Raw genomic sequence first — 14,295 nt, forward strand, 5'->3', positions numbered from 1 at the left:
GCTATCGTGTTCGTCGTTCCAGCATGGTGGGCGGGCAGCGTCGTCGTTGAGTGGGCACGTAACCGATTGCGGCAAGCGTGGCCGATCGTCGATCCGACCGCGTGCAGTTTCGCGACGTCACATCTGTTCGACTTGATCTGCTCTTCAACGTCTGCAACGCTGCGTGCATCAACAAGAGTATGCGGGACAGATGGCCGTGACGAATTGGATTGCTGAAAAGGATATCGTCGACAGTGTCACTGACGCTCTCCAGTTCATCTCCTACTTCCATCCGCAGGACTTCGTACAATACCTCTCTCGTGCCTATTCCGTCGAAACGAGCCCAAGTGCGCGCAGTGCCATCGGGCAGATACTCGTCAATTCCAGAATGGCCGCGATGGGCAAGCGGCCTCTCTGCCAAGACACCGGCGTCGTCAATGTGTTTGCGAGGGTGGGCATAGAGGCTCGTATCGCAAGCAAAAAGCCTCTCCAGGAGCTTATCGACGAAGCGGCCAGGCGAGCGTATCTCTCCGATGAGAACCCGCTGCGCGCCTCCGTCGTCGCCGACCCGCTCTTCGCAAGAAGGAATAGCGGCGACAACACGCCCGCCATGGTGAACGTCGAACTCGTGGCGGGAGATAAGCTGGAATTCGATGTTTCGGCCAAAGGCGGCGGCTCCGAGAACAAAACGAAGTTTGCCGTTCTGGAGCCCTCCGATTCCGTCAGCGACTGGGTGGTGAAGACGGTAGAAAAACTCGGTGCGGGATGGTGCCCTCCCGGAATCCTTGGAATAGGCGTCGGGGGAAGCGTCGAGAAGACGATGCTGATGGCAAAGCAGGTTCTCAATGAACCGCTGGATATGTGGGATATTCTCCGTCGCGGACCGTCATCAAAGCTCGAGGAGGTGCGGGTCGAGATCTATGAACGGGTGAATGCGCTCGGCATCGGTGCGCAGGGCTTGGGAGGCATGACGACCGTTCTCGATGTCAAGATCCGGTCGTTCCCAACTCACGCGGCATCGCTGCCCGTTGCGCTCATTCCAAACTGCGCTGCGACCAGGCATGTGCATTTTTCCTTGGATGGATTCGGCCCAGCGCAGTTCGAGCCGCCGGATATCCATGACTGGCCGCAGGTCATTATCGACCACACCGCCTCTTCAGGAAGGCGGGTCGATCTTGATCACCTGACGGATGACGAGATTGCAGGCTGGAAGCCGGGCGAAACGCTGCTTCTGTCCGGTACGCTTTTTACCGGCCGCGATGCCGCTCACAAACGAATGCTCGAAGCGTTGAGAGCTGGGCAACCCCTTCCGGTGGATCTGCGCAATAAGGCCATTTACTATGTAGGCCCCGTGGATCCTGTCGGCGACGAGGTCATCGGGCCGGCAGGTCCGACCACGTCCACGCGCATGGACCGGTTTCTCGATGAGCTTCTGCCGGCGACCGGGCTCAAGGTCATGATCGGAAAGGCCGAACGCGGCGATAGCGCCATCCGAGCGATCGCGAAGAACAAGGCTGCCTATCTCATCGCCGTCGGCGGTGCAGCGTACCTGGTCTCCAAGGCCGTTCGTTCGGCGCAGCCGGTTGCCTACCAGGATCTCGGCATGGAGGCGATCTATCGCATGGTTGTCGAAGATATGCCTGTCATGGTGGCGGTCGATTGTCGGGGCACATCGATTCACACGGTCGGACCAGCGCTCTATCGCCGTTAGGTCCAACCCGTATCACCTTATCGTCCGACGAAGCGTGCAGGCCTCTTTTCACGAAATGCCTTCACACCCTCGATGAAATCCTCGGAGTTTCCCGCCTCACATTGATATTTCCGCTCGAGGGCGAGCGAAGCAGCGTACTCGCTTTCGATAGCGGCCCAGGCGGATTTGCGCGTTAGAGCGAGGGAATATGTCGGCCCGGAGGCGAGTTTCGCTGCTATCGATTCCACCTCCGCGTCAAACTTGCCCTCGTCCACACATCGGTTGATCAGGCCCCATTCGAGTGCAGTGGCAGCAGGCACCTTATCGCCCAGCAGCATCATTTCCATCGCACGGACGCGCCCCGCGCCGCGCGAGAGCACGAACGCCGATCCTCCGTCAGGGATGAGGCCGATCCTCCGGAACGCCTGCAGGAAGTATGCTGATCGGCTTGCGACGATCAGGTCGGCGGAAAGGGCAATCGAGCAGCCGACACCTGCAGCAGCCCCCCGGACGGCGGATATCCAGGGAATGGAGAGGTTCCGGAGATCCGTCATCAACGGGTTGAAGTGAGTCTCAAGCCGCAGCCCTGCGTCAACACCTTTCTGCCCGACTGGACGATCGGGAGAGAGATCCGCGCCGGAGGAGAAGTTGCCGTTCGCGCCCGTGATGACAAGCACGCGCGCAGATTTCTCCGCTTCTGAAATCATGCTGCGAAGGGTCTCCACCACGAGTGGAGAGATCGAATTCATGGTCGAGGCATGATCGAGAACAAGCCGCGCGACCGGCCCCTCGCGCTCCAAGCGAACCCTATCCGATGTCATGCGCGGCTCCGATACTCTAGGTGTTCTCTCTCCAAGTCCGGAGAGGATAGCAATGTAGCCGCGTGCCCCGCCAATAGGCTTCGGATATACCGGGTTCGGAGAATGGCAGGGGCCGCGATCCGATACAGGTGCGTCGCTATCTGTTTTTCCATTCGGGCTCCCGCTTTTCGACGAAAGCGGCGATCCCCTCCTTGAAGTCCTCAGTGTTGCGCAGTTCATCCATCTGCATCTTGCTGTAACGCAGGCTCGCGCCGAGATTGTCCAGATCGTCCATGAAATTCAAGACACGCTTCGTCGCTCTCACGGACGACGGAGATGCGGAAGCGATTTCGCGAGCCTTCTCCATCGCACGGTCCATCAACCCGTCCTGAGGCGCGATCTCGTTGACAAAGCCCAGACGCCATCCCTCCTCGGCCGGCACTCTGCGACCCGTCAGCATGATCTCGACCGCGGGCTTCCGACCGATCTGCCGGCTCAGACGCTGTACGCCCAGTGCAGCCGCGAACAGGCCGACTTTCACCTCCGGCAACCCGAAATTTGAGGATCTTGTCGCGATGATGAGGTCGCAGCTCAGCGCAGTTTCGAAGCCTCCCCCCATCGCGTAGCCGTCCACCGCGGCGATAATCGGCTTCTCGAGATTGAAACGCGACGTCAATCCAGCGAACCCGGATGAGGGCATAGCGCCCCTGTTCCCCTGCGCGGTGTACTTCAGGTCGTTTCCGACGGAAAACGCCCGCCCCCCCGCGCCTGTGAGGACAGCGACCCTGAGTGCGGGATCGGCTGCATACACATCCCAAACCGCTGACAGCTCCTGATGCATGGGCGGATGCATGGCATTCAAAACTTCGGGGCGATTCAGCGTGACGACCAGGATGGAACCGAAAGACTCTGCTTTGATGAACGCGTTCGCCATGAAGGCCTCTGCTCTTCCGGTCTGCCGTTCCATCACGCTTCGATCCGTGACGACCATGCGCGCATTGTCCCGCCGCGCCGAAGGCACGCGAAGCCCGGCAGCTCTCACCCTTATCGATGAAAGCCGATCAGCAGGTCAGCGTGACTTTAGATGCTATCGCGCGCGGATCTAATCCGCTTTTGAATCTTGGGGTATAGGAGGCGTCTATAGCTCGCCTGCAGGCCTTATAACGCCGATCTATAGCGCCCAACGAGTCCGCTATTGGACGGGCTCCGGCTCAACTGTCACCTTCGCCTTAATCGTTCAAGAACCAAAAGATCTGCCGCGAGGAAAAAGCCAGCTTTCGAGATTCAGGTCAGTCGAGGGGCTAGGCCGATGGCAGTGCAACTACACGTTAGGGAGGAAATGATGCCCGCTCGAATGATGGAAACGATCCCCAAGGGTGCCAAGACTCCGGCAAAACTCGCCCGGGTGCTGGTGCTGTCGGCTGCTGCCTCGGTCTTCGCCCTGTCGGGAGCCTCCGCTCAGCAGAAGAACACGCTTACCGTCGCTCTCGCGACGGAAGCGCTGACAATGAACCCGTTCAAATATGCGGGCGCCGCCGACCTTTATTACATCAGCCAGATGTTCGAGATGCTGGTGCGGCCCGACCGTAACGGCAAGATGGTGAACTGGCTGGCGGAAAGCTGGAAGATCGAAGGAACGCCCGAAAAGCCGATCATCGACGTCCAGATCCGCAAGGATGTCGTCTTCCACAATGGTCAGCCACTGACGACCGAGGATCTTGAGTTCTCGTTCCGCATGCAGAGCGATCCTAAGGTCAGCCGCCTTGCCCAACGCCTGAGCAATGTCGAGCGCTTCGAGATCATCGACGATCATCACTTCAAGCTGCATTTGAAGGAGCCGGACGGAAACCTGATCTCGGCTTATCTGCAGATTTTCGCCGTGCCGAAGAAATATTTTCAAGAGGTCGGCGAGGAGGCATTCGCACAGAAGCCGGTTGGAACAGGCCCCTGGAAGTTCGTCTCGCGCAAGATCCGTTCTGACTTGCAGCTTCAGAAGCACGACGCCTACTGGAACAAGGAACATCGGCCCACGGCGGACAACCTTGTGGTGAAGATCATCCCGGAGGACATCACGCGCGTCGCGGCCTTCGAATCGGGTGAGATCGACTGGATCGACAACGTCCCGGTCTCTCTGGTCGAGAAGTTCAAGAAGATGAAAGGGGTTCAGACTGTCAGCCTGCCCGGCGGCAATCATCTGTTCATCGACTTCCCGGCTCACAAAAAGAACTCGCCCTTCGCGAAGCTCGAAGTTCGCCAGGCTATTGCGCATGGCTTCGACATGGAAGCGATCATCAAGTCGGTTCTGAACGGGCAGGGCGAGCGGTATACCGGGATCGGGACCGACAGCCTGGCCTATGATCCTGCGGTCAAGCCTTACCAATACGACCCTCAGAAGGCGAAGGAGCTCTTGGCGAAAGCCGGGTATCCGAACGGCTTCGATACTCCGTGCTACAACCTGACGACACAGCGTGAAGCCAATGTCAAAGAGGTGGGCGAGGCAATCTTCACCTATCTTCAGACGATCGGCGTCCGCTGCCAGATCGTCGGCCTCGAATATGGTGCCTGGGTCGACAAGCTCCGCCGCGCCTCCGGCGACATCGACGGCATTCTCTCGACCATGTCCACGCAAGGAATGCCTGCCGATCCTGGCAACGCATGGGTGCTTTCGCTCCACAGCTACACTCCCGGCACCGGTTATGGCGTCTATTCGCAGACAAGCGATGCCAAAGCCGATGAAATGGTCGAACGGCTGCAGAAAGTCATGGATGTCGACAAGCGGGTCGCGCTCATTCGCGAGATCGGGAAATACAAGTACGATAACCTGTTGGCCGGCATCCCGACCTATCAACCTATCCTAACCTTCGCCTGGCGTGACAATGTCACGTTCGAGCCCTGGCCCTATCCCGGCTATTGGCGCGCATTCCAGGAGATCGGTCTCAAGAAATAGCCCTGGTCTCAAGGCGACTTGAAAAGCCCCCGCGCAATTCTCGCGAACGCGGCTGGCGAACCACGCCGGCTGCTCTCTCTCCAAAGAACGAGGACAAGCATGAACACGAAAACGCTGGCAACCGTCGCAACTCGCAGGGCCGACACATCCATCTTCTTGCGGATCGCCATCCTCGCTCTCGCGTCGGCATTGCTGGCCGCGTCAGCCTATATGCAGGTGCCTGCCTGGCCGGTGAAGATTTCCATGCAGACCGCAGTGGTCTTCGCCATCGGGATCGCACTCGGGTCGCGTATGGCTGTTGCGGCAGTCCTCCTTTACATCGCCGAGGGCGTCATGGGGCTGCCGGTGTTCCAGAACGGATCGGCCGGGCCGCTCTACCTTCTGGGTCCGACGGGCGGCTACCTTCTTGGCTTCGTCCTCGCTGCCTATTTTGTCGGCCGGGCTGCCGAAACGGGTCTCATGTCGACTTTCGGTCGATCGGTCCTGGTCCTGGTTGCCGCAAACGTTATTCTCTACGTTCCCGGCGTTGCCTGGCTCGCGGTTCTGATCGGTGCCGACAAGGCCTTGGCCGCAGGCGTTCTGCCATTTCTTCTCGGCGACGCTTTGAAGATTCTCCTTGTCGCGTCACTTGTTAGCGTCGGCATCCTTCCGTCCACGAAGTCGGTACGCTGAAGTCGTGAGAATCGCGGGCCGGGATCGGCTGTGGGAGGAAGAGTAACATGACTGCAGAGGCTCCTTCACGGGTGCAAGGGCAGCATCGACCGGGTCCGTTGCAAGGGGTTCGCGTCCTCGATCTGACGCGGGCCCTGGCCGGGCCGTTTTGCGGTACCCTGCTTGGTGATCTGGGTGCCGACGTGGTCAAAATCGAAACCTCGGCGGTCGGCGAACGCTCGCGGAAGCTCGAGCCGTCGACGTCGGGCCAGAGTCTCTATGCGCTGGCGGTCAACCGTAACAAGCGCGGCCTCGTCCTCGACCTTCGGAGCGAGGAGGGAAAGGCGGTCCTGCGGGATCTGATCGCCACCAGTGATGTTCTGGTAGAGAATTTTCGACCCGGCGTCATGGAGAGGATGGGCTTCGGCTGGGATGTCGTTCACGCGATCAACGAGCGCTTGATCATGGCCCGCATCTCCGGCTTCGGCAGTGACGGTCCCTACGCTTCACGCCCCGGCCTCGACATGATCGGGCAGGCGATGAGCGGTATCATGCATCTCACCGGCGACCCCAACGGCCCCCCGACAATGGCCGGTGTCTATATGTGCGACTACACGACCGGGATCTATGCCACGCTGGGCATCGTCAGCGCACTCTATGCTCGCCAAGCGACCGGGCGTGGTCAGGTCGTCGAAGCAAGCCTGATCGACACGGCACTTCCCATGCTCCACGGCACGATTGCGGATCTGCTGATCAATGGTCGCAGTGCTGAGCGCATGGGCAATCGCGATCGTCACACCAGCCCAGCCAACACGTTCCGCACGAGCGACGGTCATTGGATCATGCTTCTCGCCGGCAATCAGCAGATGTGGGAGAGGCTTGCCCGCCTGATTGGAAAGCCGGAACTGATCGACGATCCTCGATACCTGACGTCGCCATTGCGCAATGAACATGTCGAGGACGTTGAGAGCTTTGCGGCGGAGTGGATTGGAGCGCACCCTGTCGAAGAGGTGATCGAGGCTATGGCGAAAGCGGCCATACCCTGCGCCAAATGCGCGACTGTGGATGACGTGGTAACCGACCCGAATCTCTTGGCCCGTGGTCGAATTGTCTATGTCGATCAGCCGAGCGGTGCGAGCGTTCCGGTGGCGAATACGGCGGTAACGCTCTCCGACACACCAACGAGCATTCGGCGCGGACTGCCAAATCCGGGGCAGCACAGCGCCGAGGTCCTGACTGAGTGGCTGGGCTATGAGGCGGACAAGATCGGTACCTTGGCGCAAAAGAATATCGTTTATCTCGGCGAGGATGCGGCGCGGAAATGAGTTGGGAAAAGGAAGTAGAAGAGCTCAATCGCCTCAAGGCAATGACCGCAGCCATGGGGGGCGAAGCGGCTCTTGAGCGCCGACGCTCCAGTGGGCGCCTGAACGTCCGCGAACGTATCGAGAAGCTTGTCGACGCAGACTCGTTCCGAGAAGTCGGCGCTCTTACCGGCCGGCCCGAGTTCGACGAAGGCGGCCGGGTTTCGAATCTCGCGCCGGGCAATCTCATCTTCGGTCGTGCGAAGATCGACAGCCGGCCTGTCTGCGTGGCAGGGGATGATTACTCCGTCGTCGGCTCCGCTGGCGGGGCGACGGTTCCCGGCAAATTCGCAATGTGCGAGAAGATGGCCAATGAGCTGCGTATTCCGCTCGTCCGTCTTCTGGAATCGACCGGCGGCAACAGCCGCTCGCTCGAACAATTGGGGCGCACCTATATCCCCCAAATGGAAGGGTGGGAGACAGTCGTCGAGAACATGGGCACCATCCCGGTGGTGGCGCTCGGCCTCGGCCCGGTTGCCGGAATTGGCGCCGCCAAGATGGTCTTCAGCCACTATGCCGTGATGGTTCGTGAGCGGTCCCACATGTTCATGGCCGGTCCGCCGCTGGTGGCGAGACTCGGTGAAGTGGTCACCAAGGAAGAGCTTGGTGGCGCCGAGTTGCAGGCGAGGGCAGGTGGCGTCGACGAGGTCGTCGATACTGAGGAGGAAGCTTTCGCCTGCGCCAAGCGTTTCCTTTCCTATCTTCCGTCCTCCGTCTACGAGCTCGCTGAGAGAACCGTTCCCCAGGACGATCCACACCGTAAGGACGAATGGCTGATCAAGGCCGTCCCGCAGGAGCGGCGGCGTGTCTATGACATGCGGCGCATCATCAAGTCGGTCTTTGACAGCGGCTCATTTATGGAGATGACACAGCGCTATGGCGCGTCGGTCATAACCGGCCTTGCCCGGCTCGATGGTTGGCCGGTTGCCGTCATGGCAAGCGATCCCTATCGCTATGGCGGAGCCTGGACGGCGGAATCCAACGCCAAAGTCGAGCGTTTCGTCGATTTTGCCAACACCTTCCATCTTCCGGTGGTCAATCTCGTCGATGTACCGGGGTTTCTGATCGGGCGCGACGCGGAAATGGCAGGCACCATCCGCTCAGGCGCGCGGGCGCTGAGCTCCGTATTTCAGGCGAAGGTTCCCTGGTGCACCGTGCTCGTGCGTAAGGTATTCGGCGTTGCCGGTGCATCGCACGCCAACCACGCCCGCTATCATTATCGCTTCTCCTGGCCTTCCGGGGATTGGGGCTCGATTCCCGTGGAAGGCGGTGTTGCCTCCGCCTACCGTGATGAGATTGCAAAGGCAGAGGATCCGGATGCGATGCTCAGCCTGATCGAAGCGCGCCTCAATCAGGTTCGCTCGCCATTCCGTGCGGCCATGGCCTTCGATTGCGAGGATATCATCGATCCCCGCGAGACACGCCCACTCCTGTGTGAATTTGCGAACAATGTGGCCAAGCTGCGCGAGCCCGGGCCCGTGGCAACCGCGCTCCGCCCCTGAACGAGGAAGACCTGATGTCGCTGAAGCTCATACACAGCCCGATCAAAGCTCTCGTCTGGAAGGTCGAAGTGGAGGCTGGGCAACCTATCGAGGAATACGATCCTCTTATCATCTTGGAATCGATGAAGACAGAGATCCCCGTCGACTCGTCGCTTTCGGGAATCGTGCGTGAAGTCCTCGTCAAGGAAGGTGATTCTGTTGAAGAGAACCAGCCGCTGGTCAGCATCGAGGCCGCGTTGTGACGCCTTCCTCGCCACCCTTCGCCAAGGTCCTCATCGCCAACCGGGGTGAGATCGCTTGCCGGATCATCCGCACCTGCAGAAGGCTTGGCGTTCGGACCGTTGCAGTCTTTTCCGACGCCGATGAGGGGAGCCTTCACACATTGATGGCCGATGACGCCGTTCTGATCGGAGGAGCGCGCGCGGCTGAAAGCTATCTCAACATCGCTGCCATCATCGATGCTGCAAGGAAGACGGGCTGCGAGGCTATCCATCCTGGCTATGGGTTCCTTTCGGAGAATGCCAATTTCGCCGAGGCGTGCGACGCTGCCGGCATCTGCTTCATCGGGCCTTCCGCGGCAACGATACGCTCCATGAGCTACAAGGGCGCGGCGCGGCAGATCGCAGAATCCTGCGGAGTGCCTTTACTGCCGGGATACGACGGTGACGAGCAAGATGAAGCCTTCCTCGCGAATGAAGCCGAGCGGATCGGTTGGCCAATCATCATAAAGGCTGTCGCGGGCGGTGGCGGTAAAGGGATGCGCCGGGTTGACGCTCCGGCGCAATTCCCACGCAACCTGGCGGCGGCGCGGCGGGAGGCGCAGTCGGCTTTCGGTAACGATCAGGTTCTTCTTGAGAAATTCCTCGTCGAGCCTCGTCATATCGAGGTTCAGATTCTAGCCGATTCTCACGGTAAGGTTGTTTCGCTCTTTGAGCGTGACTGTTCGATCCAACGCAAGCACCAGAAGGTTATCGAGGAAAGCCCGGCGCCGGGCATGCCTGAGGACATGCGCGCGGAAATGATCTCGGCGGCGGTTCGACTGGCTGCGCAGGTTGGATACGAGGGCGTAGGCACAGTAGAGTTCGTTGCCGATGTCAGCGCTGGGCTTCGCGTCGACCGCTTCTATTTTCTGGAGATGAATACAAGGCTGCAGGTTGAGCATCCCGTCACCGAAATGATTACGGGCCTGGACCTCGTCGAGTGGCAATTGCGCGTGGCGGCAGGGGAAGCCATTCCTTTCGATCGCGAGGGAATTACAAGAACCGGGCATGCTCTGGAAGTGAGGCTTTGCGCGGAGGATCCCTCAAAGATGTTCCTGCCCTCTCCCGGCGAACTGACGCGGTTTGATCTCGGCAGTGAGGTTTGCGGGCTGCGTATTGAGACCGGCCTGCGCCAGGGCGACAAAGTCACGCCTTACTATGATTCCCTGCTGGCAAAGCTTGTCGTTCATGCCGCCAGTCGCGATGAGGCGATCCGCACGCTCGGGGATAGGCTGCAGATTATTCAGGTGGAGGGCCTGAAGTCAAACCGTCTTCTGCTTCAGCGCATCTGCGCCCATCCGGATTTCACCGCCGGAGGCGTCAGCACAACCTTCATCGAGCGAAATGCCGAAGTGCTGCTTGCGCCGGAAGCATCGGCGCCAGCCGCCACATAGCAAACTCATATAGGGTGCGAAGAAGGATATATTGGCCCAGAGCCGCGCAATTTTCGACTGTAGCTCATAACGTTTGAGAGCATTGCATATGATCCAACCCCTAGCCGGTACTCTCGTTGTTGCTGTCGAGCAGGCAGTTGCCGCGCCTTACTGCTCCGGCCGTCTCGCCGCAGCGGGCGCACGGGTTATCAAGGTCGAGCGCCCCGATGGTGACTTCGCCCGCCGGTACGACGATTACGTGCTGGGCGACAGCTCCTATTTTGTCTGGCTGAACCGCGGCAAGGAATCCATCTGCCTTGACCTTAAAAAGCCGGACGATGTCGAGGTGCTGCGTAGCATCGCGAGAACCGCTGACATTCTGATCCAGAATCTCATTCCTGGTGCGATGGAGAGACTTGGCCTTGCGCTTTGCGACCTCCGGGAGGAAAACGAGAAGCTCATCACCGTCTCCATTTCCGGATACGGCGCAGAAGGTAATCTCAGTCACCTGAAGGCCTATGACCTCCTCGTGCAAGCTGAGAGCGGTCTCTCGTCTCTTACGGCCAATGCAGCCGGCCCTGCGCGTGTAGGTGTCTCCATCTGCGACATCGCCGCGGGGATGACAGCCTATCAGGCTGTCCTCGAGGCGTTGCTGCAACGATCGATTACGGGGAAGGGGATGCACATCGATGTATCCCTTTTCCACGCGACGGCGGACTGGATGAATGTGCCTCTGCTTCAATACGTCTATGGCGGAAAAAATCCGGAAGGAACCGGTCTCGCGCATCCGACGATTGCTCCCTACGGAGCCTTCAGCTGCTCGGACGGGCGCCAAGTCCTGATTTCGATTCAGAACGAGCGCGAATGGAAAGTGTTCAGCGAGCGGGTGCTCGAGCGTCCCGACATCGCGGTCGAGATTCGCTTCGCGAGCAATACAAGCAGGGTCGAGAATCGGGCGGAACTCGACGCGATCATCAAGAATATCTTCGGCCGATTTGACCGGGATGAGGCAATTCGGAGGCTCGAAGCTGCACAGGTTGCCTATGGTCGAATTAGCACAATGGATGATTTGGCGGATCATCCGCAGAACCGCTACGTCGATGCCGTTACATCGACGGGGCAATCGATCTGCATGCTGTCTCCGGGTGCGTCGTTCAATGGCCTCACGAACGTCAAGAAAGACGTTCCGGCGCTCGGAGCAGACACTGATTCCATTTTAGCGGAGTTCGGATCGGCGCCTCCTGAAATGGAGCGTAAGTCGGCTCGTATCGGAAACAATCAATAAATATTGCTCTTCGGGAGGTAAAATGGAGAAGCGTACTGCAGTAGTGACCGGCGCGGCAGGTACAATCGGCGGCGGGATCGTCGAGCAGTTGCTCAGGCACTCACGTCGCATCGTGATGGTCGATATCGATGGCGGTCGCCTTAACGAGGCCGCCGAACGCTTCCCGCGCGACAAAGTTACTGCGATCGACTGTGATATTGGCGATGAATCCTCAGGAGCTCGTATCCGCGAGTTCATTGCCTCGCTCGGCTGGCGCCCTGCCGAAATTCTCATCAACAACGCCGGAATTTCCCCACGCCGCAATGGCCAGGTCGCAGGTGCCCTCGAGGTCAGCCTCGAGGAATGGAACCACACGATCCATGTCAATCTGACCGCAATGCTGCTTCTGGCCCGGGCATTCATCCCGGATATGAAGGCTTCGGGATGGGGGCGCATTGTCAATTTCTCCTCGCGCGCGGGCCGCACCAATGTCGGCACCTCTGGTCCGGCCTATGTGACCAGCAAGGCCGGCGTGTTGGGCTTGACGCGCTCGCTGGCCTGCGACTTCGCGTCGTATGGAATAACCTGCAATGCTATCGCGCCTGGGCTCGTCGATTCCGCAATGACACGAGCGCTTCCGCCGGAGCGCTTCAAGATGCTCCTCGACGGAACGCTTGTCGGCCGCCCGGGAACGGCAACGGAACTCGGTGCAACAGCCGCGTTCCTGGCGTCGGAGGAGGCCGGATTCATCACCGGTGCCTGTGTCGACGTCAACGGCGGCCGCTCAATGCTTTAGGACGTGCAGATATGATCGATTACGACAAGCTCATGAATCTGCGCATTCCGGAAGTGCGCGCGTCCTACAATTTCAAGGACTCCATTCTCTATGCGCTCGGTATCGGGCTTGGATACGACTCTCTGGACGAACGCCAGCTGGTTTATGTCTATGAGAAGAATCAGCAGATTTTCCCGACAACGCCGGTAGTGCTCGGCTCGCCTGGCTTCTGGATGCGCGATCTCGATACCGGCATCGACTGGACGAAGATCGTACATGGCGAGCAGACACTGCGAATTCATGCGCCGATGCCGGTCTCCGGAAACTTGGTCGCCCAATCGAGAGTCGTCGACATCATCGACAAGGGGGCGGGAAAGGGAGCTATCCTTTACTCGGCTCGCGAACTCCATGACGCGAATACGGGCGTGCATTACGCAACCGTCGGCAATGTCAGTTTCTGTCGCGGTGACGGAGGGTTCGGCGGCCCTCAGAAGTCGCAGCCGAAAGCTCCACCCGTGCCGGAGCGCGCACCGGATTATGCAGTCGATTTGCCGACGCGCCCGGAACAGGCACTGATCTATCGTCTGAGCTCGGACATGAACCCGCTTCATGCGGAGCCGGAATTCGCGCGCAAGGCGGGATTCGATAAGCCGATCCTGCACGGGCTTGCAACCTACGGGACCTGCGCGCATGCCGTTGTCGCTGCCGCCCTTGATTATGACGGGGCCCGGTTGAAGAGCTTCGATGCCCGATTCTCATCGATCGTCTTCCCGGGGGAGACGATCCGCACGGAGATTTGGCTTGAAGACGATGTCGTCCGGTTCCAAGCCAAAGTCGTCGAGCGCGATGCGCTCGTTCTTTCCAATGGTCGTGCAGAGATATCCCAATGACTGAGCAGCTAAGCGATGATGATAGGCCATTGGTCCTGTCCTCCAGAAAGGGCGACGTTGTCACGCTGACCCTGAACCGCCCGGAGGCGCTGAATGCCACCGTTCCCGGAATGGTACCCGCGCTCGCGCTGGCGTCCGATCATGCTGTTGACAGCGGAGCCCGGGCAATTGTTCTGACCGGCTCCGGACGCGCCTTCTGCGCTGGAGCTTTCCTCAAGGGTGGAGGTCAGAAGCCTGGGGAGAAGGACATGGGGGAGGGGCTGGAGAGGATTCTCAACCCTCTCATCGAGAAACTTCTGACGATTCCCGTGCCGATCGTCTCGGCGATCAACGGGCCAGCCGTCGGCGCCGGCGTCGGGCTGGCGCTCGTGGGAGACATTCTGATCGCGGCAAAGTCCGCATATTTCATGCTCGCTTTCTCAAAAGTAGGTCTCGTCGCAGATGCAGGCCTCACGTGGCAACTTCCTCGCCTGGTCGGCCGTCAGCGGGCCCTGGAGATGATGTATCTCGCCGAGAAGGTTCCTGCCGATGAGGCACACCGTATCGGCATGGTGAACAGGGTTGTCGACGACGGAGATTTGGAGGCCGTCGCTGCCGATATAGCAGCGAGGATCGCAGCAGGTCCGACCGCGACCTATGCCGCCATTCGGCAGGGCGTAAAGCGCTCGCTCGAAAGCGACCTTGCCGCATCCCTGACGCAAGAAGCTGCGGCTCAGCGGGCCGCCGGGTTCCGTGCGGATTTTGTCGAAGGTGTCATGGCTTTTGCGGAGAAGCGGCCAGCTCGCTTCGTAGGGCGCTAGGCC

General features: G+C 59.7%; 13 protein-coding genes. 11 read left to right on the forward strand and 2 right to left on the reverse strand.

Annotation, left to right across the window (positions count from 1 at the left end; genetic code table 11):
• Positions 1 to 190 precede the first annotated feature (190 nt).
• Positions 191 to 1,690: a fumarate hydratase gene (locus JKL46_RS10205; protein WP_201832526.1), complete on the forward strand. Its 1,500-nt coding sequence runs from the start codon at positions 191 to 193 to the stop codon at positions 1,688 to 1,690.
• A 17-nt stretch (positions 1,691 to 1,707) separates the two neighbouring features.
• Here JKL46_RS10205 and JKL46_RS10210 read toward each other — a convergent pair whose 3' ends face one another.
• Together JKL46_RS10210 and JKL46_RS10215 are read right to left on the reverse strand one after the other, a co-directional pair.
• On the reverse strand, positions 1,708 to 2,490 hold the full coding sequence (locus JKL46_RS10210; RefSeq protein ID WP_201832527.1) for an enoyl-CoA hydratase-related protein: 783 nt from the start codon (positions 2,488 to 2,490) through the stop codon (positions 1,708 to 1,710).
• A 136-nt stretch (positions 2,491 to 2,626) separates the two neighbouring features.
• Entirely contained in the window at positions 2,627 to 3,460 is an 834-nt protein-coding gene (locus JKL46_RS10215) for an enoyl-CoA hydratase-related protein (RefSeq protein ID WP_343074038.1), read from the reverse strand.
• A gap of 363 nt (positions 3,461 to 3,823) precedes the next feature.
• Between JKL46_RS10215 and JKL46_RS10220 the strand changes: the two genes are divergently transcribed.
• The 10 genes from JKL46_RS10220 (at position 3,824) to JKL46_RS10265 (ending at position 14,292) form a co-directional block, all read left to right on the forward strand.
• Positions 3,824 to 5,416, forward strand: a complete 1,593-nt coding sequence (locus JKL46_RS10220) for an ABC transporter substrate-binding protein (RefSeq protein WP_246529239.1) — start codon at positions 3,824 to 3,826, stop codon at positions 5,414 to 5,416.
• 99 nt (positions 5,417 to 5,515) lie between these two features.
• Positions 5,516 to 6,088, forward strand: coding sequence for a biotin transporter BioY (locus JKL46_RS10225; RefSeq protein WP_201832528.1), 573 nt, complete (start codon positions 5,516 to 5,518; stop codon positions 6,086 to 6,088).
• 47 nt (positions 6,089 to 6,135) lie between these two features.
• Positions 6,136 to 7,392: a CaiB/BaiF CoA transferase family protein gene (locus JKL46_RS10230; RefSeq protein ID WP_201832530.1), complete on the forward strand. Its 1,257-nt coding sequence runs from the start codon at positions 6,136 to 6,138 to the stop codon at positions 7,390 to 7,392.
• Entirely contained in the window at positions 7,389 to 8,930 is a 1,542-nt protein-coding gene (locus JKL46_RS10235) for an acyl-CoA carboxylase subunit beta (protein ID WP_201832532.1), read from the forward strand. The genes JKL46_RS10230 and JKL46_RS10235 overlap by 4 nt, the downstream gene beginning before the upstream one ends.
• A 14-nt stretch (positions 8,931 to 8,944) precedes the next feature.
• Positions 8,945 to 9,172, forward strand: a complete 228-nt coding sequence (locus tag JKL46_RS10240; RefSeq protein ID WP_201832533.1) for an acyl-CoA carboxylase biotin carboxyl carrier protein subunit — start codon at positions 8,945 to 8,947, stop codon at positions 9,170 to 9,172.
• Positions 9,169 to 10,584 (forward strand): ATP-binding protein, encoded by a 1,416-nt coding sequence (locus JKL46_RS10245; protein ID WP_201832534.1) that lies wholly within the window; start codon positions 9,169 to 9,171, stop codon positions 10,582 to 10,584. The genes JKL46_RS10240 and JKL46_RS10245 overlap by 4 nt, the downstream gene beginning before the upstream one ends.
• Before the next feature lie 88 nt (positions 10,585 to 10,672).
• A complete protein-coding gene (locus tag JKL46_RS10250) occupies positions 10,673 to 11,848 on the forward strand; it encodes a CaiB/BaiF CoA transferase family protein (RefSeq protein WP_201832535.1) in 1,176 nt (391 codons plus the stop codon).
• A gap of 43 nt (positions 11,849 to 11,891) precedes the next feature.
• A complete protein-coding gene (locus tag JKL46_RS10255; protein ID WP_201832536.1) occupies positions 11,892 to 12,623 on the forward strand; it encodes an SDR family oxidoreductase in 732 nt (243 codons plus the stop codon).
• A gap of 11 nt (positions 12,624 to 12,634) precedes the next feature.
• Complete coding sequence (locus tag JKL46_RS10260) at positions 12,635 to 13,492, forward strand: MaoC/PaaZ C-terminal domain-containing protein (protein WP_201832537.1); 858 nt, start codon at positions 12,635 to 12,637, stop codon at positions 13,490 to 13,492.
• Positions 13,489 to 14,292, forward strand: a complete 804-nt coding sequence (locus JKL46_RS10265; protein ID WP_201832538.1) for an enoyl-CoA hydratase-related protein — start codon at positions 13,489 to 13,491, stop codon at positions 14,290 to 14,292. Before JKL46_RS10260 ends, JKL46_RS10265 begins: the two co-directional genes overlap by 4 nt.
• Positions 14,293 to 14,295: the final 3 nt, after the last annotated feature.

It is taken from the genome of Microvirga zambiensis WSM3693 (assembly GCF_016735695.1).
GTDB lineage: Bacteria > Pseudomonadota > Alphaproteobacteria > Rhizobiales > Beijerinckiaceae > Microvirga > Microvirga zambiensis.

Bases quoted from the DNA above. Each gene is read 5' to 3' on its own strand.
- JKL46_RS10205 (WP_201832526.1), top strand. From the start codon at position 191: ATGGCCGTGACGAATTGGATTGCTGAAAAGGATATCGTCGACAGTGTC.
- JKL46_RS10210 (WP_201832527.1), bottom strand. From the start codon at position 2,490: ATGACATCGGATAGGGTTCGCTTGGAGCGCGAGGGGCCGGTCGCGCGG.
- JKL46_RS10215 (WP_343074038.1), bottom strand. From the start codon at position 3,460: ATGGTCGTCACGGATCGAAGCGTGATGGAACGGCAGACCGGAAGAGCA.
- JKL46_RS10220 (WP_246529239.1), top strand. From the start codon at position 3,824: ATGATGGAAACGATCCCCAAGGGTGCCAAGACTCCGGCAAAACTCGCC.
- JKL46_RS10225 (WP_201832528.1), top strand. From the start codon at position 5,516: ATGAACACGAAAACGCTGGCAACCGTCGCAACTCGCAGGGCCGACACA.
- JKL46_RS10230 (WP_201832530.1), top strand. From the start codon at position 6,136: ATGACTGCAGAGGCTCCTTCACGGGTGCAAGGGCAGCATCGACCGGGT.
- JKL46_RS10235 (WP_201832532.1), top strand. From the start codon at position 7,389: ATGAGTTGGGAAAAGGAAGTAGAAGAGCTCAATCGCCTCAAGGCAATG.
- JKL46_RS10240 (WP_201832533.1), top strand. From the start codon at position 8,945: ATGTCGCTGAAGCTCATACACAGCCCGATCAAAGCTCTCGTCTGGAAG.
- JKL46_RS10250 (WP_201832535.1), top strand. From the start codon at position 10,673: ATGATCCAACCCCTAGCCGGTACTCTCGTTGTTGCTGTCGAGCAGGCA.
- JKL46_RS10260 (WP_201832537.1), top strand. From the start codon at position 12,635: ATGATCGATTACGACAAGCTCATGAATCTGCGCATTCCGGAAGTGCGC.
- JKL46_RS10265 (WP_201832538.1), top strand. From the start codon at position 13,489: ATGACTGAGCAGCTAAGCGATGATGATAGGCCATTGGTCCTGTCCTCC.